The sequence below is a fragment of the Olleya namhaensis genome (assembly GCF_900114005.1).
GTDB lineage: Bacteria > Bacteroidota > Bacteroidia > Flavobacteriales > Flavobacteriaceae > Olleya > Olleya namhaensis.
The window spans coordinates 31944-57694 of sequence record NZ_FORM01000008.1; the positions used below are offsets into that span (position 1 = coordinate 31944).

The 25751-nt window shown below is 33.6% G+C and carries 38 protein-coding genes; 3 read left to right on the top strand and 35 right to left on the bottom strand.

From position 1 onward, the window contains the following. Window positions 1–60 precede the first annotated feature (60 nt). The 3 genes from BMZ09_RS12740 to BMZ09_RS12750 are packed head-to-tail and all read left to right on the top strand — an operon-like array spanning window position 61 to window position 3801. Window positions 61–576, top strand: a complete 516-nt coding sequence (locus BMZ09_RS12740; RefSeq protein WP_090841221.1) for an RNA polymerase sigma factor — start codon at window positions 61–63, stop codon at window positions 574–576. A 56-nt stretch (window positions 577–632) separates the two neighbouring features. Beyond that, window positions 633–1532: a FecR family protein gene (locus BMZ09_RS12745; protein WP_090841223.1), complete on the top strand. Its 900-nt coding sequence runs from the start codon at window positions 633–635 to the stop codon at window positions 1530–1532. Continuing rightward, a complete protein-coding gene (locus BMZ09_RS12750; RefSeq protein ID WP_090841225.1) occupies window positions 1525–3801 on the top strand; it encodes a TonB-dependent receptor plug domain-containing protein in 2277 nt (758 codons plus the stop codon). The genes BMZ09_RS12745 and BMZ09_RS12750 overlap by 8 nt, the downstream gene beginning before the upstream one ends. 94 nt (window positions 3802–3895) lie before the next feature. Here BMZ09_RS12750 and BMZ09_RS12755 read toward each other — a convergent pair whose 3' ends face one another. The 35 genes from BMZ09_RS12755 to rpsG all read right to left on the bottom strand — a co-directional run bounded on the left by BMZ09_RS12755 (window position 3896) and on the right by rpsG (window position 25745). After that, on the bottom strand, window positions 3896–4810 hold the full coding sequence (locus BMZ09_RS12755; protein WP_090841227.1) for a dimethylarginine dimethylaminohydrolase family protein: 915 nt from the start codon (window positions 4808–4810) through the stop codon (window positions 3896–3898). A gap of 65 nt (window positions 4811–4875) precedes the next feature. Beyond that, entirely contained in the window at window positions 4876–6162 is a 1287-nt protein-coding gene (locus BMZ09_RS12760) for a citrate synthase (RefSeq protein WP_090841229.1), read from the bottom strand. 182 nt (window positions 6163–6344) lie between these two features. Beyond that, entirely contained in the window at window positions 6345–7640 is a 1296-nt protein-coding gene (gene eno, locus BMZ09_RS12765; protein WP_090841232.1) for a phosphopyruvate hydratase, read from the bottom strand. A 151-nt stretch (window positions 7641–7791) separates the two neighbouring features. Beyond that, the gene (gene carA, locus BMZ09_RS12770; protein ID WP_090841234.1) at window positions 7792–8895 is read right to left on the bottom strand and encodes a glutamine-hydrolyzing carbamoyl-phosphate synthase small subunit; all 1104 of its coding nucleotides are present in this window, start codon (window positions 8893–8895) and stop codon (window positions 7792–7794) included. A 90-nt stretch (window positions 8896–8985) separates the two neighbouring features. Further along, window positions 8986–9450, bottom strand: a complete 465-nt coding sequence (gene rplQ / locus BMZ09_RS12775) for a 50S ribosomal protein L17 (protein WP_090841237.1) — start codon at window positions 9448–9450, stop codon at window positions 8986–8988. A 60-nt stretch (window positions 9451–9510) separates the two neighbouring features. Beyond that, the gene (locus BMZ09_RS12780) at window positions 9511–10503 is read right to left on the bottom strand and encodes a DNA-directed RNA polymerase subunit alpha (RefSeq protein ID WP_090841239.1); all 993 of its coding nucleotides are present in this window, start codon (window positions 10501–10503) and stop codon (window positions 9511–9513) included. Window positions 10504–10597: 94 nt separating this feature from the next. Further along, window positions 10598–11203, bottom strand: coding sequence for a 30S ribosomal protein S4 (gene rpsD, locus BMZ09_RS12785; RefSeq protein WP_090841241.1), 606 nt, complete (start codon window positions 11201–11203; stop codon window positions 10598–10600). A 177-nt stretch (window positions 11204–11380) separates the two neighbouring features. After that, complete coding sequence (gene rpsK, locus BMZ09_RS12790) at window positions 11381–11773, bottom strand: 30S ribosomal protein S11 (RefSeq protein ID WP_090841244.1); 393 nt, start codon at window positions 11771–11773, stop codon at window positions 11381–11383. An 8-nt stretch (window positions 11774–11781) separates the two neighbouring features. Continuing rightward, window positions 11782–12156, bottom strand: coding sequence for a 30S ribosomal protein S13 (gene rpsM, locus BMZ09_RS12795; protein ID WP_090841247.1), 375 nt, complete (start codon window positions 12154–12156; stop codon window positions 11782–11784). A gap of 2 nt (window positions 12157–12158) precedes the next feature. Next, window positions 12159–12275 (bottom strand): type B 50S ribosomal protein L36, encoded by a 117-nt coding sequence (ykgO, locus tag BMZ09_RS12800; protein WP_013305171.1) that lies wholly within the window; start codon window positions 12273–12275, stop codon window positions 12159–12161. Between the two features lie 4 nt (window positions 12276–12279). Then, window positions 12280–12495 (bottom strand): translation initiation factor IF-1, encoded by a 216-nt coding sequence (gene infA, locus BMZ09_RS12805; RefSeq protein WP_007094967.1) that lies wholly within the window; start codon window positions 12493–12495, stop codon window positions 12280–12282. An 11-nt stretch (window positions 12496–12506) separates the two neighbouring features. Next, entirely contained in the window at window positions 12507–13856 is a 1350-nt protein-coding gene (gene secY / locus BMZ09_RS12810) for a preprotein translocase subunit SecY (protein ID WP_090841249.1), read from the bottom strand. Window positions 13857–13870: 14 nt separating this feature from the next. Next, entirely contained in the window at window positions 13871–14323 is a 453-nt protein-coding gene (gene rplO, locus BMZ09_RS12815) for a 50S ribosomal protein L15 (RefSeq protein ID WP_090841251.1), read from the bottom strand. 11 nt (window positions 14324–14334) lie between these two features. Then, window positions 14335–14517 (bottom strand): 50S ribosomal protein L30, encoded by a 183-nt coding sequence (gene rpmD, locus BMZ09_RS12820; protein ID WP_028283887.1) that lies wholly within the window; start codon window positions 14515–14517, stop codon window positions 14335–14337. 11 nt (window positions 14518–14528) lie between these two features. Further along, window positions 14529–15053: a 30S ribosomal protein S5 gene (rpsE, locus tag BMZ09_RS12825; protein ID WP_090841253.1), complete on the bottom strand. Its 525-nt coding sequence runs from the start codon at window positions 15051–15053 to the stop codon at window positions 14529–14531. Window positions 15054–15059: 6 nt separating this feature from the next. Then, a complete protein-coding gene (rplR, locus tag BMZ09_RS12830) occupies window positions 15060–15413 on the bottom strand; it encodes a 50S ribosomal protein L18 (RefSeq protein ID WP_090841255.1) in 354 nt (117 codons plus the stop codon). A 5-nt stretch (window positions 15414–15418) separates the two neighbouring features. Next, window positions 15419–15961 carry a 50S ribosomal protein L6 gene (gene rplF / locus BMZ09_RS12835; protein ID WP_090841258.1) on the bottom strand — a complete coding sequence of 181 codons (543 nt, stop codon included), beginning with the start codon at window positions 15959–15961 and terminating at the stop codon, window positions 15419–15421. An 18-nt stretch (window positions 15962–15979) separates the two neighbouring features. Further along, window positions 15980–16378: a 30S ribosomal protein S8 gene (rpsH, locus tag BMZ09_RS12840; protein ID WP_090841260.1), complete on the bottom strand. Its 399-nt coding sequence runs from the start codon at window positions 16376–16378 to the stop codon at window positions 15980–15982. A 59-nt stretch (window positions 16379–16437) separates the two neighbouring features. Beyond that, window positions 16438–16707 (bottom strand): 30S ribosomal protein S14, encoded by a 270-nt coding sequence (gene rpsN, locus BMZ09_RS12845; protein ID WP_090841262.1) that lies wholly within the window; start codon window positions 16705–16707, stop codon window positions 16438–16440. 3 nt (window positions 16708–16710) lie between these two features. Further along, window positions 16711–17262, bottom strand: a complete 552-nt coding sequence (gene rplE / locus BMZ09_RS12850) for a 50S ribosomal protein L5 (protein WP_090841264.1) — start codon at window positions 17260–17262, stop codon at window positions 16711–16713. Between the two features lie 2 nt (window positions 17263–17264). Beyond that, the gene (gene rplX, locus BMZ09_RS12855; RefSeq protein ID WP_090841266.1) at window positions 17265–17576 is read right to left on the bottom strand and encodes a 50S ribosomal protein L24; all 312 of its coding nucleotides are present in this window, start codon (window positions 17574–17576) and stop codon (window positions 17265–17267) included. A gap of 11 nt (window positions 17577–17587) precedes the next feature. Then, the gene (gene rplN / locus BMZ09_RS12860; protein WP_028283879.1) at window positions 17588–17956 is read right to left on the bottom strand and encodes a 50S ribosomal protein L14; all 369 of its coding nucleotides are present in this window, start codon (window positions 17954–17956) and stop codon (window positions 17588–17590) included. A gap of 2 nt (window positions 17957–17958) precedes the next feature. Further along, window positions 17959–18216 carry a 30S ribosomal protein S17 gene (rpsQ, locus tag BMZ09_RS12865; protein ID WP_028283878.1) on the bottom strand — a complete coding sequence of 86 codons (258 nt, stop codon included), beginning with the start codon at window positions 18214–18216 and terminating at the stop codon, window positions 17959–17961. 13 nt (window positions 18217–18229) lie between these two features. After that, entirely contained in the window at window positions 18230–18421 is a 192-nt protein-coding gene (gene rpmC / locus BMZ09_RS12870; RefSeq protein ID WP_090841268.1) for a 50S ribosomal protein L29, read from the bottom strand. Window positions 18422–18434: 13 nt separating this feature from the next. Further along, on the bottom strand, window positions 18435–18854 hold the full coding sequence (rplP, locus tag BMZ09_RS12875; protein ID WP_090841271.1) for a 50S ribosomal protein L16: 420 nt from the start codon (window positions 18852–18854) through the stop codon (window positions 18435–18437). Between the two features lie 20 nt (window positions 18855–18874). Beyond that, a complete protein-coding gene (rpsC, locus tag BMZ09_RS12880) occupies window positions 18875–19591 on the bottom strand; it encodes a 30S ribosomal protein S3 (RefSeq protein ID WP_090841273.1) in 717 nt (238 codons plus the stop codon). A 7-nt stretch (window positions 19592–19598) separates the two neighbouring features. Next, window positions 19599–20006, bottom strand: coding sequence for a 50S ribosomal protein L22 (gene rplV, locus BMZ09_RS12885; protein WP_090841275.1), 408 nt, complete (start codon window positions 20004–20006; stop codon window positions 19599–19601). Window positions 20007–20009: 3 nt separating this feature from the next. After that, window positions 20010–20288, bottom strand: a complete 279-nt coding sequence (gene rpsS / locus BMZ09_RS12890) for a 30S ribosomal protein S19 (RefSeq protein WP_090841277.1) — start codon at window positions 20286–20288, stop codon at window positions 20010–20012. A gap of 6 nt (window positions 20289–20294) precedes the next feature. Further along, window positions 20295–21119: a 50S ribosomal protein L2 gene (gene rplB, locus BMZ09_RS12895; protein WP_090841279.1), complete on the bottom strand. Its 825-nt coding sequence runs from the start codon at window positions 21117–21119 to the stop codon at window positions 20295–20297. A gap of 10 nt (window positions 21120–21129) precedes the next feature. After that, complete coding sequence (rplW, locus tag BMZ09_RS12900; RefSeq protein ID WP_090841281.1) at window positions 21130–21420, bottom strand: 50S ribosomal protein L23; 291 nt, start codon at window positions 21418–21420, stop codon at window positions 21130–21132. A 7-nt stretch (window positions 21421–21427) separates the two neighbouring features. Beyond that, window positions 21428–22057 (bottom strand): 50S ribosomal protein L4, encoded by a 630-nt coding sequence (rplD, locus tag BMZ09_RS12905; protein ID WP_090841283.1) that lies wholly within the window; start codon window positions 22055–22057, stop codon window positions 21428–21430. Next, window positions 22057–22674 carry a 50S ribosomal protein L3 gene (gene rplC, locus BMZ09_RS12910; RefSeq protein ID WP_090841286.1) on the bottom strand — a complete coding sequence of 206 codons (618 nt, stop codon included), beginning with the start codon at window positions 22672–22674 and terminating at the stop codon, window positions 22057–22059. Before rplC ends, rplD begins: the two co-directional genes overlap by 1 nt. Window positions 22675–22818: 144 nt before the next feature. Beyond that, entirely contained in the window at window positions 22819–23124 is a 306-nt protein-coding gene (rpsJ, locus tag BMZ09_RS12915) for a 30S ribosomal protein S10 (protein WP_010181931.1), read from the bottom strand. An 11-nt stretch (window positions 23125–23135) separates the two neighbouring features. Beyond that, complete coding sequence (fusA, locus tag BMZ09_RS12920; protein WP_090841288.1) at window positions 23136–25262, bottom strand: elongation factor G; 2127 nt, start codon at window positions 25260–25262, stop codon at window positions 23136–23138. Between the two features lie 6 nt (window positions 25263–25268). Beyond that, on the bottom strand, window positions 25269–25745 hold the full coding sequence (rpsG, locus tag BMZ09_RS12925; protein WP_090841290.1) for a 30S ribosomal protein S7: 477 nt from the start codon (window positions 25743–25745) through the stop codon (window positions 25269–25271). Window positions 25746–25751 lie beyond the last annotated feature (6 nt).

A 25751-nucleotide genomic window follows, 5' to 3' on the forward strand; every position in this document is an offset into this window, starting at 1 on the left:
AGAAACTCCTACCCTAAAAATCAAAAAAAATAGTTCTACTTTGTAGCTCTATAAAATACTATGTCAAAAAATTTACATAAAGATATTTGCGATAAATCAAGATTTGAAGCGCTATTTAAACAGCATGCTAAAAACCTCCATGACTTTTTGTATTACAAATTTGGTGATCGCTTAAATCCAGAAGATAAAGCACAAGAAGCATTTATTAAGTTATGGCAAAACTGCGAAAAAGTGACGCCAAGTAAAGCAAAAAGCTTTCTATTTACAATTGCTAATAATTTAATGTTAAACGAAGTTGCGCATCAAAAAGTGGTCTTAAAACATCAAAAAACAATAACATCACACCATACCAATTTGTCTCCTGAATTTTTAATGGAAGAAGATCAATACCGTCAAAAATTAGAAAAAGCAATATCTAATCTTACAGAAGCGCAACGTGTCGCTTTTTTAATGAATCGTGTAGAAGGTAAACGTTTTAAAGAAATTGCATCCCTTTTGGATATTAGCACAAAAGCAGTAGAAAAGCGAATCTATGGCGCTTTAAAAAAATTAAGACAAGACATAGAAGAATTATAATAGTAATTAAGGTAGGATTTTTACTCTTGACCTTGTTATATGTTTGAATTGCAATTATGAATAAAGAAGAATTAATATTAAAATGGTTAGATAATAACTTATCGCCCGAAGAGCTTGAAGCATTCAAAGCTCTGGAGGAGTATGAGTCTATTACAAAATTATCTAATTATACCAAGGAATTTAAAGCACCAGAATTTAATACTGAAGCTGCTTTACAGTCTACATTATCTAAATTAGAATCTAAATCTGTTTCTAAAAACAAATGGTTTGCACCGTTACTAAAAGTAGCTGCCATACTAGCCATCTGCTTTAGCACTTATTATTATACCACAACTTTAGACACTACTATAGCCACACAATACGCAGAAAAAACACAAATAAATCTTCCGGATCATTCCAAAGTAAATATAAACGCATTATCAAAAATTACTTATAATAAGAATCAATGGGATGCTAATAAACGTAATATTAACCTTGAAGGTGAAGCCTTTTTTAAAGTTGAAAAAGGAAGCACTTTTAACGTTATCACAGATGCCGGAATTGTAAGTGTCGTTGGGACACAGTTTAATGTTAAGCAACGTCAGAATTATTTTGAAGTTACTTGTTTTGAAGGTATAGTAAGCGTAACTCTTAAAGATCAAACTACTGTATTAAAAGCTGGAGATTCTTTTTTAATTATAGATGGTAATCAAATAGAACGCTTAAAAACTAACAGCCAACAACCTGATTGGATAAATAGTGTAAGTAGTTTTATTAGCGTACCTTTAAAAGAGGTATTAGCTGAGTTTGAAAGACAATATAATGTCAAAATAGAAGTTAATACTATAACAACAAGTACATTGTTTTCTGGTAAGTTTACACATAATGACATAAATATTGCATTACAATCTATAACGCAACCATTACAATTACAATACAAAAAAGTTAACAAAACCATTATTTTAACGCGTGAGTAAATCGTTAAAGACTACACTACTTATTTACCTATTACTAGTTTGTAGTTTTTCCGTTTATGCCCAAAATAAAAAACTACCATTGTTAGATGTTTTGTCTACAATAGAGTATCAATTTAAAGTCAGTTTTTCTTATGCTGACAAAGTCATTAATGGCGTTATGGTTGACTATAACGTAAAAGATAACCTTAGTACTACCCTTTTAAAATTAGAATCTCAAACGGACTTAAAATTTAACCGTTTAGACAGTCACTTTATTACAGTTACTACTAATAAAGATGCCTTTTCTTTTCAAAAATTAGACGAAATTACTATATCCAATTATTTAACAACCGGAATCAATAAAGACAACTCCGGAGCTATTACTATTGCACCCAAACAATTTGGTATTTTACCTGGTTTGATTGCACCAGATATTTTAAAGACCATACAAGACTTACCCGGTGTTTTAAGTGTTGACGAGACCGTATCTAATATTAATGTTAGAGGTGGTACGCATGACCAAAATCTGATTTTATATGACGGTATTAAGATGTATCAATCCGGTCATTTTTTTGGATTAATTTCGGCCTTCAACCCTTACTTAACAAAAAGTGTTGCTATAACAAAAAACGGTACAAGTGCTAGATTTGGAGATGGTGTATCTAGTATTGTAGATATGCAATTATCGGATAGTTCTAACGAAGAATTTAGTGCTGGAATTGGTATAAATATGATTACCGCAGATGGCTTTGCAATAATGCCCTTAGCTAAAAACACACAACTACAGTTATCTACAAGACGATCTTTAACAGATGTATTAAATACTCCAACTTACAACCAATACTTTAAACGTGTCTTTCAAGACGCTAATGTTAGTAATAATGCAATATCCACTACTAAAAACCAAACCTTCAAGTTTAGTGACATCTCTTTAAAATTATTACACGATTTTAGTAAAAAAGACAAACTAAGATTTACACTCTTAAATGTATTTAATCAATTGGATTTTGAAGATGCTAGCAATACATCAGATTCAGAAAACAGAACTAATCAATTAAAGCAACAAAATCGAGCATCGGCATTACAGTATGAACATGTTTGGAATAATAAATTAACAACAAGTATAAAAGGATATTATTCTAATTATGATTTAAGATCTTCAGACTACGATATTGTTAATAACCAGCGCCTGATTCAAGAAAACAAAGTCATTGACAATGGGTTTAACATAGATGCTAGTTATACCTTTAATAAGGTAATAAAGGTAAATGGAGGCATTCAGTTTAACGAAATTGGTATCAGTAATCTAGAAGAAGTAAATGCGCCCTTTTTTAAACGCAATATAAAACGTGTCCTTCGTACTTATAGCGCTTACGCGGAAACTGTGTTTAGTTCTATTAATAAAAACACACAACTAAAACTGGGACTGCGACAAAATTATTTCCGAAAATTTAATATTTCCATTACCGAACCTCGTTTTTATTTTAGTCAACGTTTTCTAAAAGATTTTAGGTTGGAATTATCTGGAGAATATAAAAGTCAAAGCACTTCTCAACTTATAGATTTGCAAAACGATTTTTTAGGAGTAGAAAAAAGACGATGGGTTTTAGCCAATGACAATACAATTCCGATTCAAAAAAGCAAACAAATAAGTTTAGGATTAATATATAACAAACACAAATTATTACTAAGTGCTGAAGGGTATTATAAAACTGTAAATGGTATTACCACTAGAAGCCAAGGATTCCAGAACCAATACCAATTTACAAATGCAATCGGAGACTATACCGTTAAAGGTTTAGATGTCTTAATAAACAAAAAAACGGATGCTCTAAGCACATGGATAAGCTACAGTTATAGTGATAACAACTACACTTTTGATAACTTAAATAATAACGATGCTTTTCCAAGTAATTTTGATGTAAAACATCAGATAAACTTTGGGAGCACTTATCAATGGGAGCAACTAAAATTAGCCTTTGGAGTTAATTGGCGCTCCGGTAAGCCTTACACTAAACCAGATAGCAATACGCCTAATACAGGTAACACTATTAACTATCAAGCACCAAATAGTAGTCGATTAGAATCCTATGTCAGAGCCGACTTATCTGCTACATATCAATTTAAACTAGGAATCAATAAGGCTGTTATTGGCGCATCAATTTGGAATATCCTAGATAAAGAAAACATATTAAACACCTATTATACTGTAAAAGAGGATCAAGTCTCTAAAATAGAAAATGTATCTTTAGGCCTAACCCCTAATGTTAGTTTTAGAGTAAAATTTTAATTTAATTTTGGTCTAATAAAAAAATATACAAACAAAAAACGCCTCTTAAATAAGAGGCGTTTTTTTATAATAAATAGTTTACTTAAAAGTATACTTAATCTCTTAATAAAGGCATTGTACTGCAACGTAACAAGCCTTCTTGTTTTGCAATCTCTGCATACGGTACTTCTTCAACAGTAAAACCATTGTTTCTTAACCACCCGTTTAAACGTGTAAAGTTTTTTTCAGAAATAATAACATCCTCAGAAATACTAAATATGTTACTATTCATATTAAACATTTCTTCTTTTGAAATTATAAAACAATTGTCTTTGCCAAAAAAGTCTAATAACCATTCAAATTCAGTTTCATCTCTAAAACCTTCTTTATGCAAAATAGCTTTATTAGTTCCAATAGGCTGAAAACAACAATCTAAATGCAATGCATTATCATGTGGATTAGTTTGCGATTTATTAAGGTCAAAACTCTTTACTGTTTTATTAGGAAATTGTTCTGTAATAAAGTCTACTCCTGCCTTGTTAGTTCTAGCCACGATATAATCAGAATAATCTTCACCTCTATAAGTACCTATAAAAATATAGTCATTCCAAAGCATAACATCTCCACCTTCAATATGTACTTCCTCTGGTGGACGAATTACCTTTTTAGGATCTATCTGGTCAATAACATATTGTATTGCTTCTAGCTCGTTCTCACGATCTGGAAGGATATTAGCTTTTACAAAAACGTCATCAATTACAAATGCAATATCACGAGCAAAAATCTGATTACAATCCTGAATTAATTCAGGTCTGTAAACTTTAACATCATATTTCTCAAAAACTTTAGCCACAGCTTCCATTTCTGTAACCATATCTTTTTCTAAAGGATAAGTTCCGGCTTTAATATGTAATAAAGATTTTGGATCGTAAGCCTCTTCTAATTTAGGTGTTGGTCCATTACTAACTGCTGTTCCTAAAACAACTGCTCTTAATCTAGATGTTTCGTTTTTTACGTTTATTTTTAACATAAAGTGTGGGTATAAAAAAGCTCCATAGTAATATATGAAGCTTTCTTTAATATAATTTTGAAATTTTATCTTTCTGTAATTGACTTGAAAGGTCTTAGGTTTTCACCAATATAAATTTGTCTTGGTCTTCCAATTGGTTCTTTACGGTTACGCATTTCTTTCCATTGTGCAATCCAACCTGGTAAACGTCCTAATGCAAACATTACTGTAAACATTTCTGTTGGAATCCCCATACCTCTGTAAATAATTCCTGAGTAGAAATCTACGTTTGGATATAATTTACGATCTACAAAGTAAGGATCACTTAAAGCTTCTTCTGCTAAACCTTTTGCTATATCTAATACTGGATCATCAATACCTAAATCAGCTAAGACTTCGTCAGCTGCTTTTTTAATAATTTTTGCTCTAGGATCAAAGTTTTTATAAACTCTGTGTCCAAAGCCCATTAAACGGAAAGGATCTTGTTTATCCTTAGCTTTAGCCATATATTTTTTAGTGTCTCCACCATCTTCCTTAATACCTTCTAACATTTCTAAAACTGCTTGGTTAGCACCACCATGTAATGGTCCCCATAATGCAGAAATACCTGAAGATAAAGACGCGAATAAACCAGCGTGAGAAGATCCTACAATTCTAACAGTAGATGTAGAACAGTTTTGCTCATGATCTGCATGTAAGATTAATAACTTATCTAAAGCATTTACTAAAATTGGATTTTGAGTATACTCTTGATTTGGTTTTTTAAACATCATTTTAAGGATGTTTTCTACATAACCTAAAGAATCATCACCGTAATCTAATGGCAATCCTTTTTGCTTACGCATTGTCCATGCTACTAACACAGGAAATTTACCCATTATCTTACAAACTGTATTGTAAACATCTTCTTCAGAGTCTACATTTACAGAAGATGGGTTAAACGCTGTTAAAGCACTTGTTAAAGATGATAACACTCCCATTGGATGTGCTGACTTAGGAAAAGCATCTACGATTTTCTTTACGTCATCATCAACAACAGATTGTTCTTTAATATCTTGTTCAAACTTTAATAATTCTTCTTTAGTTGGTAACTCTCCAAAAATCAATAAAAATGCAACTTCTAAGAAATCTGCTTTTTCGGCTAATTCTTCAATAGAATAACCTCTATATCTTAAAATTCCTTTTTCTCCATCTAGAAATGTAATAGCACTTTCGCAAGATCCTGTGTTTTTAAAACCTGGATCTATAGTTGTTACTCCTCCCGTAACAGCTCTAAGATTTTTAATATCTATTCCTATTTCATTTTCTGTACCAACAATTAAAGGAAATTCGTGCTTTTCTCCATTAATTTCAATCGTTGCTTTATCTGACATATATATTAATTTATTGTAAGTTATTTTGGATTGTAAATTTACAAAAACTATAACGATTTAGAAAGTCTATTTATAATGGTTTTAACAATTTTACTATAGGATAAACTTATTCTTATAAATTTAACATAAAAAAGCCTTTCAATTTACATTGAAAGGCTTTTTACAAGAACTTTAAAAATTTCTTATTTTTTTATTTTGAAAGCTTTTACACCAGGATAGTATGCTACTTCTCCTAATTCTTCTTCAATACGTAATAATTGATTGTATTTTGCCATACGATCACTTCTTGATGCAGAACCTGTTTTAATTTGCCCACAATTTAAAGCTACAGCCAAATCAGCAATTGTATTATCTTCTGTCTCTCCAGACCTATGAGACATCACAGACGTATAACCTGCATTATGTGCCATATTGACAGCTGCAATAGTCTCTGTTAAGGTTCCAATTTGATTTACTTTAATTAAAATTGAATTAGCTATGTCCTGAGAAATCCCTTTAGCTAAACGTTCTACATTAGTTACATATAAATCATCACCAACTAATTGCACTTTATCTCCAATTTGCTCAGTTAAATATTTCCAACCTTCCCAATCGTTTTCATCCATACCATCTTCAATAGAGATAATAGGATAATTTCTTGATAATTCTGCTAAATAATCAGCTTGTTCTTTACTAGAACGTACTTTACCTGTTGGACCTTCAAACTTAGAATAATCATAATTACCATCTACATAAAATTCTGCAGCAGCACAATCTAAAGCAATCATAACATCATCTCCTAAAGTGTATCCTGCGTTTTTAACAGCTAATGCAATAGTTTCTAAAGCATCTTCAGTACCTCCTTCTAGATTTGGTGCAAAACCACCTTCATCACCAACAGCTGTACTTAAACCTCTGTCATGTAACACCTTTTTAAGATTATGGAAAATTTCCGTTCCCATTTGTAATGCATGTGTAAAGTTTTTAGCTTTTACAGGCATCACCATAAACTCTTGAAAAGCAATAGGTGCATCACTATGTGATCCTCCATTAATAATATTCATCATAGGTACAGGAAGTGTATTAGCACTTACCCCACCAATGTATCTGTATAATGGCAAACCTAATTCTGCTGCAGCAGCTTTAGCCACCGCTAGAGATACTCCTAAAATAGCATTAGCTCCTAATTTAGATTTATTAGGTGTACCATCTATTTCGCACATTAATGTATCTATATAATTCTGTTCGAAAACATTAACACCTAAAAGTTCTGAAGCTAAAATAGAATTTACATTATCTACAGCTTTAGATACCCCTTTACCCATATACTTATCACCACCATCACGTAATTCTACAGCTTCATGTTCTCCAGTAGAAGCTCCTGACGGTACAGCTGCTCTACCAAAAAAACCATTTTCAGTTTCTACATCTACTTCAACAGTTGGGTTTCCTCTAGAATCAAAAATTTGTCTTGCGTGAACGTTGATTATAATACTCATATAAGTGTGGTTTTAATTTATTAAATTCAAATTTAATGTTTAATTATTAGCTATAAATAAGATTTACAGTAGAAATACATAATAATCTACCTATAACGTTTTAGTATAATAAAAAAGACAACGAAATATGAATATCGTTGCCTTTTTAATATTATTTATTTTTAATATTACTTATAAACTGATCAAATAAGTAAGATGAATCATGTGGCCCAGGACTTGCTTCTGGGTGATATTGAACAGAAAAAACATTTTTCGATTTCATTTTTAAACCTGCTACAGTATCATCATTTAAATGTAAGTGCGTGATTTCTAAATCTGGATGTGCTTCTGCTTCCTCTCTATTAACAGCAAAACCATGATTTTGAGATGTTATTTCTCCTTTACCTGTTACTAAATTTTTAACAGGATGGTTAATACCTCTATGTCCATTATGCATCTTGTAAGTGGAAATACCATTAGCTAAAGCAATCACTTGGTGTCCTAAACAAATACCAAATAATGGTAAATCTCTGCTAATAATTTCTTTAGCTAACGCTTGAGCATCTACCAAAGGTTGTGGATCTCCTGGTCCATTAGACAAGAAATAACCATCGGGATTCCAAGAACTTAAATCCTCAAAACTGGCATTGTAAGGATATACTTTAACGTAAGCGTCACGCTTAACTAAATTTCTTAAGATATTCTTTTTAATACCAATATCTAAAGCTGCAATTTTGATTGGTGCATTTTCATCACCTACAAAATAAGGGACTTTAGTAGATACTTTAGAAGCTAATTCTAAACCATCCATAGAAGGTATATCAGATAATTCTTTTTTAAGGTTTTCTAGATTATCAACATCAGTAGTAATTACAGCATTCATAGCACCATTATCTCTAATGTAACTAACTAATGCACGTGTGTCCACGTCACATATTGCCAAAAGATTATTTGCATTTAAAAAATCTTCAAGAGATCCGTTAGAATCTACTCTAGAATAATCATAACTAAAGTTTTTACAAATTAAACCAGCAATTTTAATTGAATCTGATTCAACCTCATTATCATTTACCCCGTAATTACCAATATGTGCATTAGTAGTTACCATAAGTTGTCCATAATACGAAGGGTCTGTAAAAATCTCTTGATAACCCGTCATTCCAGTGTTGAAACAAACTTCACCAAATGCAGATCCTTCTCTACCTACTGCTTTACCATGAAAAATGGTACCGTCCTCTAATAAGATTAAGGCTTTTTTTAATTTTTGATACTTCATAGTCTTTAAAAAAGTTTAGCAAAATTGCATAAAAAAAAGGATAATCTAAAATAGATTATCCTTTTTATATTAAATGCTTATTAACATTTCTTATTCTTCTTCGTTAGATGCTACTGGTGGCGTAACTGTTTTAGCACTACCTCCTCTTCTACTTCTACGAGTAGTTTTCTTAGCTTTATTATCTGCATTGTAGATTTCATTGTAATCTACTAATTCGATCATAGCCATATCAGCATTATCACCTAAACGGTTTCCTAACTTGATAATTCTTGTATAACCACCTGGACGGTCTCCAATCTTAGCTGCTACATCTCTAAATAATTCCGTTACTGCCTCTTTTTGACGTAATCTAGAAAATACTATACGTCTGTTGTGCGTAGTATCATTCTTTGATTTTGTAATCATTGGCTCTAGGAATCCTCTTAAAGCTTTAGCCTTAGCAACAGTTGTGTTAATACGTTTGTGTTCTATTAAAGAACAAGCCATATTAGCTAACATTGCTTTTCTGTGAGCTGTTTGTCTACCTAAGTGGTTTACTTTTTTTCCGTGTCTCATGACATTTTTTGTTTAATCACCATCTTGCTACAACTCTTACGAGGAGCAAAATATGATGTATTAGTCTTTATCTAGTTTATATTTTGATAAGTCCATTCCGAAATTAAGACCTTTTACATTTACTAGCTCTTCTAGCTCAGTTAAAGATTTCTTACCGAAGTTACGGAACTTCATTAAATCATTTTTATTGAATGATACTAAGTCTCCTAAAGTATCAACCTCTGCAGCCTTTAAACAATTAAGAGCACGAACAGATAAGTCCATATCAACTAATTTTGTTTTAAGTAACTGTCTCATGTGAAGTGATTCTTCATCATAAGTTTCAGTTTGTGCAATTTCATCCGCCTCTAAAGTAATACGCTCATCAGAGAATAACATAAAGTGGTGGATTAACGTTTTTGCTGCTTCAGTTAAAGCATCTTGAGGACTAATAGATCCATCAGTTTGAATTTCAAAAACTAATTTCTCATAATCCGTCTTTTGCTCTACACGGTAATTTTCAATGCTATATTTAACATTTTTTATCGGCGTGTAAATTGAATCAGTAAAGATTGTTCCAATTGGTGCAGAAGCCTTCTTATTTTCTTCAGCAGGAACATAACCTCTTCCTTTTTCAATTGTAATTTCCATATTGATGCTTACTTTAGAATCAAGATTACAGATAACCTGATCTGTATTTAATACTTGAAACCCTGAAATAAACTTCTGAAAATCTCCAGCAACTATTTTATCTTGACCAGAAATTGAAATAGAAATAGACTCATTGTCTACATCTTCTATCTGACGCTTAAAACGAACTTGCTTTAAGTTTAAGATAATTTCTGTTACATCTTCAACAACCCCTGCGATTGCTGAAAACTCATGATCTACACCTTCTATTCTAACAGAAGTTATTGCAAATCCTTCAAGAGAAGATAATAAAACTCTTCTTAAAGCATTTCCTACTGTTAGACCGTAACCAGGTTCTAGTGGTCTGAATTCGAATTTTCCTTCGAAATCAGTAGAATCAATCATGATTACCTTATCAGGCTTTTGAAAATTAAATACTGCCATATTGTTCTTCGTTTTAATTGTTATTTAGTTGCGCGATTTAAAAGTTTGAAGATCACTAACAAATCCTTTGGCTAAATACCAATATGATTATTTATTATTTAGAGTATAATTCAACGATGAATTGCTCGTTGATGTTTTCTGGAATCTGAATTCTAGCAGGAACAGAAACATAAGTCCCTTCCTTTTTCTCACTATTCCAAGTAATCCATTCAAATACGTTACTTGAGTTAGCTAAAGAACTTCCAATAGCTTCAAGAGATTTAGACTTTTCTCTAACTGCAACAACATCTCCAGCTTTTAACTGGTATGAAGGTACATTTACTAATTGTCCATTAACAGTAATATGTCTGTGAGACACTAATTGTCTAGCACCACTTCTAGAAGGAGAAACTCCCATTCTAAATACTACATTATCTAATCTAGACTCACATAATTGAAGTAAAACCTCTCCTGTAATTCCTGGAGAAGCAGTAGCTTTTTTGAACATGTTTCTGAATTGACGCTCTAATATACCATAAGTATATTTAGCTTTTTGCTTCTCCATTAATTGGATTGCATATTCAGATTTCTTTCCACGTCTTCTTGCGTTTCCGTGTTGCCCAGGTGGGTAATTTCTTTTTTCGAAAGATTTATCATCTCCGAAGATAGCTTCACCAAACTTACGAGCTATTTTAGTTTTAGGACCAGTATATCTTGCCATTTCTTTAATTGATTTAAGAGTGATTATGAATTAAGGTCTTAATCTTATCCTTCGATAATCGTTAATCTCTTGTTGATACTTGTTAATAATTTCAGTTTGCAAATTTATACAAAAAATTAATACCATCTGTAAACAGATGATATTAATTTTTCAATTTGCTGTATTTAAAAAAAGTAATTAAACTCTTCTTCTTTTTGGAGGACGACATCCATTATGTGGTAAAGGTGTAACATCAATAATTTCTGTTACTTCTATTCCCGCATTGTGGATTGAACGGATAGCAGATTCTCTACCATTCCCAGGTCCTTTAACGTAAACTTTCACCTTTTTTAAACCTGCCTCTTTAGCTACTCCAGAAGCATCTTCTGCTGCTAATTGTGCTGCATAAGGTGTGTTTTTCTTAGATCCTCTAAATCCCATCTTACCTGCAGAAGACCATGAAATAACGTCTCCTTTTTTATTGGTAAGTGAAATAATGATATTGTTAAATGAAGCAGTAATGTGAGCCTCTCCAACAGCGTCAATAATAACTTTACGTTTTTTTGTGCTTTTAGCGTTTGTCTTTGCCATACTACTTATTATTTAGTTGCTTTTTTCTTGTTAGCAACAGTTTTTCTTCTACCTTTTCTTGTTCTAGAGTTGTTTTTAGTACGTTGACCTCTTAAAGGTAAACCAGCTCTATGACGTATACCTCTGTAACATCCAATATCCATTAAACGTTTAATGTTCAATTGTGTTTCAGAACGTAATTCACCTTCAATTGTAAAAGTTCCAACAGCGTCACGGATTGCTCCAATTTGATCATCTGTCCAATCTTGTACTTTGATGCTTTCGTCTACTTTAGCTGCTGCTAAAATTTCTTGAGATCTACTTCTACCTACTCCGTAGATATAAGTTAAAGAGATTATTCCTCTTTTCTGTTTTGGTATGTCTACACCTGCGATTCTTGCCATAATTACCCTTGTCTTTGTTTGAATCTAGGATTCTTTTTGTTAATGACGTAAAGTCTACCTTTTCTGCGTACGATTTTACAATCTGCACTTCTTTTTTTAACTGATGCTCTTACTTTCATCGTATTAGTATCTATAGGTTATTCGAGCCTTAGTTAAATCGTAAGGACTCATTTCTAATTTCACTTTATCTCCTGGTAACAATTTAATGTAATGCATACGCATTTTACCTGAAATATGTGCGGTCACAATATGACCATTTTCTAATTCAACACGAAACATTGCATTTGATAATGCTTCTATTATCGTACCGTCTTGTTCTATTGCTGCTTGTTTTGCCATAGTGAAAAATATTAAGCTACTGCTTTTCTGTTTTTACCTGTTTTCATCAAGCCATCATAATGTCTATTTAACAAGTAAGAATTTACTTGTTGCATAGTATCTATTGCAACTCCAACCATAATTAATAAAGATGTACCTCCAAAAAATAAGGCCCAACCTTGTTGTACATTTAACAACTTAACTATAAACGCTGGGAACACAGCTATTAAAGCAAGAAATATAGAACCAGGTAAAGTTATTTGAGACATAATTTTATCCAAATACTCTGATGTTTCAGATCCAGGACGAATACCAGGAATAAATCCTCCACTTCGTTTTAGATCATCTGCCATTTTATTTGTAGGAACAGTAATTGCAGTGTAAAAATAAGTAAATATTATAATTAACAATGCAAATACTAAGTTATACCAAAATCCGAATATATCCGAAAAGTTTGATTGCATCCATAAACCAGTAGCTGTATCCTTTAATAAAGAAGATCCTCCTATTAACCCAGGAACAAACATAATTGCTTGAGCAAATATAATTGGCATTACACCAGAAGCATTTAATTTTAAAGGAATGTACTGTCTTGATCCAAACACATTCTTCTCATATCCTCCAGTTGCAGAACGTCTAGCGTACTGAACTGCGATTTTACGTACTGCCATCACTAATAATATTGATAGCAAAATAATAACGAACCAAATTACGATTTCAAATAAAATCATCATAACGTTGTTTCCAGTTTCTAATCTTGATGCAGCATTCTGTAAGAAAGACTTAGGCAAAGTAGCAATAATACCTACCATAATTAATAATGAAATACCATTACCAATTCCTTTATCCGTAATCTTTTCTCCTAACCACATAGCAAAAATAGTACCTGTAACTAAAATAACTATTGATGAGAAATAAAACACCCCACCTTGACCAAGTAAAAACGCTGAGTTCGGAATCCCAAACATAGGCTGTAAACTAGCCAAATAACCAGGTGCCTGTACTAAGCAAATAGCAATAGTTAACCAACGTGTTATCTGAGTGATTTTTTTCTGACCACTAGCTCCTTCCTTTTGTAGTTTCTGTAAATAAGGAATAGCTATTCCCATTAACTGAACTACAATAGAAGCAGAAATGTATGGCATAATTCCAAGTGCAAATACAGAAGCATTAGCGAAAGCCCCTCCTGTAAATGCGTTTAAGATACCGAATATACCATCAGATGTACCAGCTTGTAAACTCTCTAATTGAGTAGCGTCAATACCTGGTAATACAACTTGTGCTCCGAAACGATAAACTAATAACAGTCCTAGTGTAACTACGATTCTGTTTCTTAACTCTTCAATTTTCCAAACATTTTTTAATGTCTCTATAAATTTCATCCGTTCAATTATTCTTATAAAGTTACAGCTTCTCCTCCTGCAGCTTCAATAGCAGCTTTTGCAGTAGCAGTAAATTTATGAGCTGTGATACTTAATTTAGCTTTTAATTCTCCTCTTCCTAAAATCTTAACTAGCTCGTTTTTACCAGCTAATCCAAGACCTACTAAGGTATCAAAATCTAAAGTATCTTTAATTTTCTTATCGTCAACTAATTGTTGTATCACATCTAAGTTTACACCTTGATGCTCTATACGATTAATGTTAGTAAAACCAAACTTAGGTACTCTACGTTGAAGTGGCATTTGCCCTCCTTCGAAACCTACCTTTTTAGAATAACCAGATCTAGATTTAGCTCCCTTGTGACCACGTGTTGCAGTACCACCTTTACCAGAACCTTGACCTCTACCTATTCTTTTACCTTGATTTTTAACTGAACCTTCTGCAGGTTTTAAATTACTTAAATCCATTTTCAGTATTATTATTTAGTTTCTTCAACAGAAACTAAGTGATTTACTTTTGCTACCATTCCTAAGATATTAGGAGTAGCCTCGTGTTCTATAGTTTGCCCAATCTTTTTAAGACCAAGAGCCAATAAAGTTCTCTTTTGTCTCTGTGTTCTATTGATTGCGCTTTTAACTTTTGTTACTTTTATCTTAGACATTGCTGTTATGATTATCCGTTAAAAACTTTTTCTAAAGAGATACCTCTTTCACGAGCAATCGTTCTTGGGTCTCTTAGTTGTAATAAAGCATCAAAAGTTGCTTTTACAACATTATGAGGATTTGATGAACCTTGAGATTTAGATAATACGTCATGTACACCTACTGCTTCTAAAACTGTTCTAACAGCTCCACCAGCAATAACCCCTGTTCCAGGAGCTGCAGGTATAACATTTACTCTTGCACCACCAAATTTTCCTTTTTGTTCATGAGGTAAAGTTCCTTTCATGATTGGAATACGAACTAAGTTTTTCTTAGCATCTTCAATTGCCTTTGCGATTGCACTTGCAACATCTTTCGATTTTCCTAAACCATGACCGACAACACCAGCTTCATCTCCAACCACTACGATTGCCGAGAAACCAAATGCTCTACCCCCTTTTGTTACCTTAGTAACTCTCTGTACACCAACTAAACGATCTTTAAGATCTAATCCACTTGGCTTTACTAGCTCTGCGCTTTTGTATTTTTGATACATAATTTCTTAGAATTTAAGTCCTCCTTCTCTAGCTCCTTCAGCTAATGATTTGATTCTACCATGATATAAATATCCACCTCTATCAAAAGCTATAGTTGCAACTCCAGCTTTAAGGGCTTTCTCTGCGATAGACTTACCTACTAATGCAGCTACTTCTACTTTATTTCCTTTTGCAGCAATATCTTTATCTCTAGAAGATGAAGCTACTAATGTTTTACCATTAACGTCATCTACAATTTGAGCATAAATTTCTTTATTACTTCTAAAAACAGCTAATCTAGGTCTAGCTTCTGTACCAGAAACAACCTTACGGATTCTGTTTTTAATTCTTAATCGTCTTTCGTTTTTTGTTAACGCCATAACTATTATGCTGATTTACCTGCTTTTCTTCTTAATATTTCTCCAACAAATTTGATACCTTTTCCTTTATAAGGCTCAGGTGGTCTAAATCCTCTAATTTTAGCAGCAACCTGACCAACTAACTGTTTGTCAAATGATGTTAAAATTACTTTTGGGTTTTTACCTTTATCAGAAACTGTTTCTACTTTAACTTCAGGAGCTACACTTAAAACTATATTGTGAGAAAAACCTAAAGCCAAATCAAGGATATTACCTTGGTTTGATGCTCTGTACCCAACACCAACTAATTCTAATTCTTTCTTCCATCCTTTAGATACACCTTCAACCATGTTGTTAACTAATGAACGATATAAACCGTGTTTAGCCTTTTGATCTTTAGTATCAGCTGAACGCGTAACCAATATGTTACCATCTTCAACTTTAATTTCTACAGTATCAAAATTCTGAGATAATTCTCCTAATTTTCCTTTTACTGTTATAGTGCTATTGTCTACTGTTACAGTTACTCCTTCTGGAATGGCAACTGGATTATTTCCTATTCTTGACATTTTCTTCTGGATTTTAGATTAGTAAACGTAACATAAAACTTCACCACCTACGTTTTCTCTTTGTGCTTGCTTACCTGTCATAACTCCATGTGAAGTTGAAACGATAGCAATACCTAATCCATTAAGAATACGTGGTAATTCAGTAGAACTAGAATATTTTCTTAAACCAGGCTTACTGATTCTTTGTAATTTTCTAATTACTGGTTCTTTTGTTTCCTTATTATACTTTAAGGCTATTTTGATAGTACCTTGAACAGTGCTATCATCGAACTTATAACTTAAAATATATCCTTGATCGAATAAAATTTTAGTCATGTTCTTTTTTAAATTTGATGCAGGAATTTCTACAACTCTATGATTAGCACGCACTGCGTTTCTAATTCTAGTCAAGTAATCTGCAATTGGATCTGTATACATATGTATTGATTTGCGGACTGGGTTTTCGGACTATTCCGAACCTTAGACCAATTATAATTTTACCAACTTGCTTTTCTAACACCCGGGATTAACCCTTGGTTAGCCATTTCTCTAAACATTACACGAGAAACACCAAAGGTACGCATATATCCCTTTGGTCTACCAGTTAATTTACATCTATTATGTTGACGAACTGGTGAAGCGTTTTTCGGTAACTTTTGTAACGCCTCATAATCTCCAGCTTCTTTCAAAGCCTTACGTTTTTCAGCATATTTAGCTACAGTTTTTGATCTTTTGACCTCACGGGCCTTCATTGATTCTTTAGCCATATCTTAATTTTTTTGAAAAGGTAAACCTAATTCAGTTAATAATGATTTTGCTTCCTTATCTGTCGGAGCAGAAGTTACAAATGTAATATCCATTCCGTCAATTTTATTAACTTTATCGATATTTATTTCTGGAAAGATAATTTGCTCAGTAACTCCTAAGTTATAATTACCTCTTCCATCAAATCCTGTAGCTTTAACTCCGTTAAAATCTCTAACACGTGGAAGTGCTGAAGTTATTAAACGATCTAAAAACTCATACATTCTTTCTCCTCTTAACGTAACTTTCGCACCAATTGGCATCCCTTTACGTAGTTTAAAAGATGCAACATCTTTCTTAGATATAGTAGCAACTGCTTTTTGACCAGTTATTGTTGTAAACTCGTCTACTGCATGATCTACAAGCTTTTTATCTGCAACTGCAGCTCCAACTCCTCTAGATAATACTATCTTTTCTAGTTTTGGAACTTGCATTACATTACTGTATCCAAATTCTTCTGTAAGAGCAGCAATTACTTTGCTTTTATACTCTTCTTTAAGTCTCGGTGAATATCCCATAACTATATTACTTCATTAGATTTTTTAGAAAATCTGACTTTTTTATCACCTTCAACTCTATAACCTATTCTTGTAGCTTCTCCTTTAGAAGTTAACAATGATAAGTTAGAAATATTGATTGGCGCCTCTTTTTCTACGATACCTCCTTGAGGGCTTTGTGCACTTGGTTTAGTATGTTTCTTAACCATGTTCACACCTTCAACTATAGCCTTATTTTTCTCAATAAAGACCTTTTGGACTTTACCTTCAGAACCTTTATGGTCTCCAGCTATAACTTTGACTGTATCTCCTGTTTTAATTTTAAGCTTTGTCATTTTTTTATCAATTAAAGCACCTCTGGTGCCAATGATACAATTTTCATGAATTGTTTATCACGAAGTTCTCTAGCTACAGGTCCAAATACACGTGTTCCTCTCATTTCACCCGTTGGGTTTAAAAGTACACAAGCATTGTCGTCAAATCTAATATAAGATCCGTCTGGACGTCTAACTTCTTTCTTTGTACGTACAACAACTGCTGTTGATACCGCTCCTTTTTTAATGTTTCCATTAGGAGTTGCATCTTTTACAGTGACAACAATTTTGTCACCTACAGAAGCGTATCTTCTCTTAGTACCACCTAGAACACGTATTGTTAATACTTCTTTTGCTCCAGTGTTATCTGCTACTCTTAGTCTTGATTCTTGTTGTACCATAATTACTTCGCTCTTTCAATTATTTCAACTAATCTCCAACATTTAGATTTACTTAAAGGTCTTGTTTCCATGATCTTTACTGTATCTCCAATATTACAATCGTTTGTCTCATCGTGTGCAACATATTTCTTTGTTTTTAACACGAACTTTCCGTACATAGGGTGTTTTACTTTTTTAACTTCAGCAACCACAATTGATTTCTGCATCTTGTTACTAGTAACTATCCCGATACGCTCTTTTCTTAAGTTTCTTTTTTCCATCTTGTAAGCAGAATTATTGTAAATCTCTTTTAGTTAATTCTGTTGCAATTTTTGCAACCGAACGTCTTACTTGACGTAATTGAATTGGGTTCTCTAAAGGAGAAACTGCATGAGCCATTTTTAAATCTGAATAACTCTTCTTTGTTTCACTAAGTTTCTCTTGTAACTCAGCTACAGATAATTCTTTAATTTCTGATTGTTTCATAATATCAAATAAATTATGCTTCGTAATCTCTAGCGATTACAAACTTAGTTTTTACTGGTAATTTTTGAGCTGCAAGTCTTAATGCTTCTTTAGCTATTTCTAAAGGCACTCCTCCAACTTCGAAAAGGATTCTTCCTGGTTTAACAACTGCTGCCCAATACTCTACTCCCCCTTTACCTTTACCCATACGTACTTCAAGAGGTTTCTTAGTGATCGGCTTATCTGGAAATATCTTAATCCAAAGCTGACCTTCTCTTTTCATGTGACGAGTAGCGGCAATACGAGCTGCTTCTATTTGACGTGATGTTAAAAAATTAGAATCCAATGATTTTATTCCAAAAGTTCCGTTTGAAAGTAAGTGACCTCTACCAGAGTTCCCTTTCATACGTCCCTTTTGCATTTTTCTAAATTTTGTTCTTTTAGGCTGTAACATTTTTTCTGTTCTTTAAAAAATTACTTTCTACGACGTTGTTGTGGCTTTCCACCTTGGCGTCCACCTTTTCCTTGCTTCTTAGCTAAGCCAACAAGAGGAGAAAGTTCTCTTTTACCATATACTTCACCTTTCATGATCCATACTTTAACCCCTAATCTACCATAAGTAGTATGAGACTCAACTAAAGCATAGTCAATATCGGCTCTGAATGTAGATAAAGGAATACGTCCTTCTTTGTAGTGTTCTGAACGTGCCATCTCTGCCCCGTTTAAACGTCCACTAATCTGGATTTTAATTCCCTCAGCATTCATTCTCATTGTAGCAGCAATAGCCATCTTAATTGCACGTCTGTATGAAATTCTGTTTTCAATTTGACGAGCAATACTAGATCCTACTAAAAATGCATCAAGCTCAGGTCTTTTAATTTCAAATATATTTATTTGAACTTCTTTTCCTGTAATTTTCTTAAGTTCTTCTTTTAACTTGTCTACCTCTTGTCCACCTTTCCCAATAATAATACCAGGTCTAGCAGTAGTGATAGTAACGGTTACAAGTTTTAAAGTTCTCTCAATAATTACACGAGATACACTAGCTTTAGATAAACGCGCGTGAACGTATTTTCTGATCTTATCGTCTTCGGCAAGTTTATCACCATAATCGTTTCCTCCGTACCAGTTAGATTCCCATCCTCTGATAATTCCTAAGCGATTTCCGATTGGATTTGTCTTTTGTCCCATATCTATCTTAGCTTTGTGTGTTATTGTTAGCACCAACCACGATTGTTACGTGGTTAGAGCGTTTTCTTATTCTGTGAGCACGTCCCTGTGGTGCTGGACGTAATCTTTTTAACATAGATCCACCATCTACTCTTATTTCTTTAACGACTAATTCAGCATCTTCGATACTTGCATCTTCGTTTTTTGCCTGCCAATTAGCTATCGCTGAAAGTAATAATTTCTCTAAACGATTTGAAGCTTCTTTTTGACTGAATTTCAAAATATTAAGTGCCTTTTCTACGCGTTCACCTCTTACTAAATCGGCTACTAAACGCATTTTTCTTGGTGACGTAGGACAGTTATTAAGCTTAGCAAAAGCGATTTGCTTTTTACCTTCCTTAATAGCGTCTGCCATTTGTTTTTTACGACTTCCCATAGCTTACTTTTTACCTTTATTTTTAGCACCTGCATGACCTCTAAAAGATCTTGTTGGTGAAAATTCTCCTAATTTATGCCCAACCATGTTTTCTGTAACATAAACTGGAACAAACTGACGACCGTTATGTACTGCGATTGTTTGTCCAACAAAATCTGGAGTAATCATACTTGCTCTTGACCAAGTTTTGATTACTGTTTTCTTGTCAGCTTCAACATTAGCAGCTACTTTTTTCTCTAATTTATAGTGAACGTAAGGTCCTTTTTTTAATGATCTTGCCATGATTTCTTATTTCTTTCTACGTTCTATAATATATTTATTACTCGCTTTAGTTTTAGAACGTGTTCTATATCCTTTAGCTGGTATACCGTTTCTAGAACGTGGATGTCCACCTGATGACTTACCTTCACCACCTCCCATTGGGTGATCAACTGGGTTCATTACAACTGGTCTTGTTCTTGGTCTTCTACCTAACCATCTGCTACGTCCCGCTTTACCAGAAACTAATAGTTGATGATCAGAGTTAGATACTGCTCCAATTGTCGCTGCACATGTTACTAGTATTAATCTAGTTTCACCTGAAGGCAATTTAATTGTTGCAAATTTACCATCCCTAGCCATTAATTGAGCAAAAGCTCCAGCACTTCTTGCCATTACAGCACCTTGTCCTGGTCTTAACTCTACACAAGAAATAATTGTTCCAAGTGGAATATTTGCTAATGGCATTGCATTTCCTATTTCAGGAGCTGCACCTTCACCAGAAACAACAGTTTGTCCAACTTGTAAACCATTTTGAGCAATGATATAAGTCTTTTCACCATCTTGATAATTTAACAAAGCGATGAATGCTGTTCTATTTGGATCGTATTGGATTGAAGCAACTTCAGCAGGAATACCTGCTTTAGTTCTCTTGAAATCGATAATACGATATCTACGTTTATGACCACCACCTTTGTAGCGCATTGTCATACGTCCTTGACTGTTTCTACCACCTGATCGTTTTTTCGGAGCCAATAGGCTTTTTTCCGGCTTATCAGTAGTAATGGCGTCAAATCCGTTTACTACTCTAAATCGCTGACCTGGTGTGATTGGTTTTAATTTTCTTACTGACATTTGTCTTTAATTACATGTTAGTGTATAAATCAATCATTTCACCTTCCGCCAGTTGTACAATTGCTTTTTTCTTAGCATTTGTTTTACCATGCTGAATACCAGTTTTTGTAAACTTGGTACTCCTATCTGGACGGACATTTATAGTACGAACTTTTTCAACAGAAACTCCATAAGCAGCTTCCACTGCTTTTTTGATTTCTACCTTGTTCGCCTTAGTGTTCACAAAAAAGCTAAAACAATTGTTTAACTCGCTGTTAGCAGTTGCTTTTTCTGTGATTATAGGTTTAATTAAGATATTCATTTTGTTTCTATTTGCTTAAATTCGACTCAATACCTTCTAAAGAACTCTCTAGAAGAATAACTTGATTTGCATTTAATATTTTATAAGTACTTAATTCTGAGCTCATTATAACTTCAGAGCCTTTTAAATTACGTGATGACAAATATACATTATTATTTGACGTACCCAACACAAACAATGATTTTTTGTTTTGTAGGTCTAACGCATTTAAAACCGCTGTGAAATTCTTAGTCTTTGGAGCGTCAAAATTAAAGTCTTCTAAAACAATAATTGACTTTTCACTTGCCTTAATACTAAACGCTGATTTACGTGCTAAACGCTTCAGGTTTTTGTTAAGTTTAAATGAATAATTTCTAGGTCTTGGTCCGAACATACGTCCACCTCCTCTAAAAACTCCTGACTTAATACTACCAGCTCTGGCTGTACCAGTACCTTTTTGTTTTTTAATCTTACGTGTACTTCCAGTTATCTCAGCACGCTCTTTAGCTTTGTGAGTACCTTGTCTTTGGTTAGCTAAGTATTGCTTAACATCCAAATATACAGCATGATTATTAGGTTCAATAGCAAAAACACCGTCAGAAAGGTCTGCCTTTCTACCTGTTTCTTTTCCGTTTATATCTAAAACTGCTACTTTCATTATTTTCTAATAATTACATAAGCGTTTTTGTGTCCAGGTACACAACCTTTAACAACAAGTAAATTCTTTTCAGGAACTACTTTTAAAACTCTTAAATTTTCAACTTTAACTGAGTCCGTTCCCATTCTTCCTGCCATACGCATTCCTTTGAATACTCTAGCTGGATAAGACGCTGCTCCAATAGATCCCGGTGCTCTTAAACGGTTATGTTGTCCGTGAGTAGCTTGACCTACACCCGCAAAACCATGACGTTTTACAACCCCTTGAAATCCTTTTCCTTTTGATGTACCTGATACATCAACAAATTCACCTTCTGCAAAGTGATCTACAGTGATTGCATCACCTAATTTGTACTCCGAATCAAAACCTCTAAATTCAACGATTTTGCGTTTTACAGAAGTCCCTGCTTTTTTAGCATGACCTAAGTCAGCTTTAGTAGCACTTTTTTCTGTCGCGTCATCGAAACCAAGTTGAACAGCACTATAGCCGTCAACTTCTTCAGTTCTGACTTGGGTAACGATACATGGTCCAGCTTCGATTACTGTACATGGCATATTCTTACCATTTTCATCGAAAATGCTGGTCATACCGATTTTTCTTCCAATTAACCCAGACATAATTTTTATTTATTTGTTATTACTATTTATTAAAACACAAGGCTGAAAAATACGTTTCAGCCTTGAATTGTATTTTAACCGTTTTTCCTTCGCTCGAAGCTTAGGACATGTTTCGTTTAATCAACGTTAAACGAATAAATTTACTTAAACCTTAATTTCAACTTCTACTCCACTTGGTAATTCAAGTTTCATTAAAGCGTCAATTGTTTTAGAAGATGAAGAGTAAATATCTAATAATCTCTTGTAAGAGCTTAATTGAAATTGTTCTCTAGACTTCTTATTAACGTGAGGTGAACGTAACACAGTGAAAATTTTCTTGTGCGTTGGTAATGGAATTGGACCAGTTACAACAGCACCTGTACTTTTTACTGTTTTTACAATCTTTTCAGCAGACTTATCTACTAAGTTATGATCGTAAGATTTTAATTTTATTCTAATTTTTTGACTCATTTTATTAAGATTTACGATTCAACGCCTTTAGCTGCTTTGATTACTTCTTCAGAAATATTTGAAGGTGTTTCAGCATAGTGAGAAAATTCCATTGTAGAAGTAGCTCTACCAGAAGATAATGTTCTTAATGTTGTTACATATCCAAACATCTCTGATAATGGTACAGTAGCTTTTACAGTTTTTGCACCTGCTCTATCTCCCATATCACTAACTTGACCTCTTCTTCTATTTAAATCTCCTACGATATCACCCATGTTTTCTTCTGGAGTAATAACTTCTAGCTTCATAATAGGCTCCATGATTACTGCTTTTGCAGCTTTTGCACAGTTTTTAAATCCTAACTTTGCTGCTAATTCGAAAGATAATTGATCAGAATCCACATCATGGTAAGATCCATCTCTTAAAGTAACTTTCATCGCATCAACTTCAAAACCAGCTAATGGTCCATTAACCATTGCCATTTTAAATCCTTTCTCAATTGAAGGGATAAATTCTTTAGGAACGTTACCACCTTTAATTACAGATGTAAATTGAAGTCCAACAACTCCTTCATCTGCTGGCTCTACTGTAAATACAATATCTGCGAATTTACCACGTCCACCAGATTGCTTTTTGTAAACTTCTCTGTGATCAGCAGCTTGTGTAATAGCTTCTTTGTACTCAACTTGAGGTTGTCCTTGATTTACTTCCACTTTAAACTCACGTTTTAAACGGTCTACAATTACATCTAAGTGTAATTCGCCCATTCCAGAAATAATAGTTTGACCTGAAGCCTCGTCAGAACGCACAGTAAATGTAGGATCTTCTTCAGCTAACTTAGCTAAACCTAAACCTAATTTATCAACATCAGCTTTAGTTTTTGGTTCAACCGCAATACCAATTACTGGATCAGGGAAGTCCATAGACTCTAAAACTATTGGATGTTTCTCATCTGAAAGTGTATCTCCTGTTTTGATAGATTTAAATCCAACAGCAGCTCCAATATCTCCAGCTTCGATAAAATCAATTGCATTTTGCTTATTAGCATGCATTTGATAGATACGTGAAATACGCTCTTTTTTACCAGAACGGTTATTTAACACGTAAGAACCTGCATCTAAACGACCAGAATATGCTCTAAAAAATGCTAAACGTCCAACAAAAGGATCCGTTGCAATTTTAAAGGCTAATGCAGCGAAAGGCTCGTCTACACTTGGCTTACGTAATTCTTCTTTTTCTGTATCTGGGTTCATACCAACAATACCTTCCTTGTCCATTGGAGAAGGCAAGTAACGACATACAGCATCTAATAAGAACTGAACACCTTTGTTTTTAAACGCAGAACCACAAATCATAGGAATAATTGCCATATCCATTACTGCTGCTCTAAGCGCTTTATGCACCTCGTCTTCAGTAATAGAATTTTCATCTTCCATGAATTTTTCTAAAAGATTCTCATCATAACTTGCAACCTCTTCAATTAAAAGTGCACGGTACTTACGAGCTTCTTCTTTCATATCCTCAGGGATTTCGATTACATCGAAAGTTGCTCCTTGAGTTTCATCATGCCATACAATAGCACGGTTTTTTACTAAGTCAATAATACCTTTAAAATCTTCTTCGTCACCAATATTTAAAACTATTGGCACAGCGTTAGACTTTAACATATCTTTTACTTGTTGACAAACTCCTAAAAAGTCAGATCCTTGACGGTCCATTTTATTAACGAAACCAATTCTTGGGACTTTATAGTTGTCTGCAAGTCTCCAGTTAGTTTCAGATTGAGGTTCAACACCATCAACTGCACTAAATAAAAACACTAAACCATCTAATACACGTAATGATCTATTTACCTCTACAGTAAAATCTACGTGACCAGGAGTATCAATAATATTAAAGTGATAATCCTTTGTATCAGGAGTAGGTTCTGCATTTTCTAATGGAAACTTCCATGTACAAGTTGTAGCTGCAGACGTAATAGTAATACCACGTTCTTGCTCTTGCTCCATCCAGTCCATTGTAGCAGCACCATCATGTACTTCTCCAATCTTGTGAGAAACTCCTGTATAATATAGAACACGCTCTGTTGTTGTAGTTTTACCTGCATCAATATGAGCTGCAATTCCAATGTTTCTTGTATATTTTAAATCTCTAGCCATATCTTATTAAAATCTAAAGTGAGAGAATGCTTTGTTTGCCTCAGCCATTTTGTGAGTATCAGTACGTTTCTTAACTGCTGCTCCTTCTTCTTTAGCTGCTGCTAAAATTTCTGATGCTAAACGTAGTGCCATAGATTTTTCATTTCTCTTACGAGAAAAACTAATTAACCACTTCATTGCAGTAGAAACCTTACGGTCTGCACGTATTGGGTTAGGAATTTGGAATGTAGCTCCACCTACTCTACGACTACGTACTTCTACGTGAGGCATAACGTTAGATAATGCATCTTTCCAGATTTCTAATGCTGTTTTTTCTTCGTCTGTCTTTTTAGTATCTACGATGTCAATTGCGTCGTAAAACACTTTAAAGGCTACAGACTTCTTTCCGTCCCACATCATCATGTTAACAAATCTAGTTACTAACTGATCGTTAAATCGAGGATCTGGTAAAAGCGGTCTTTTTTTTGCTGCTCTTTTTCTCATGTCTTC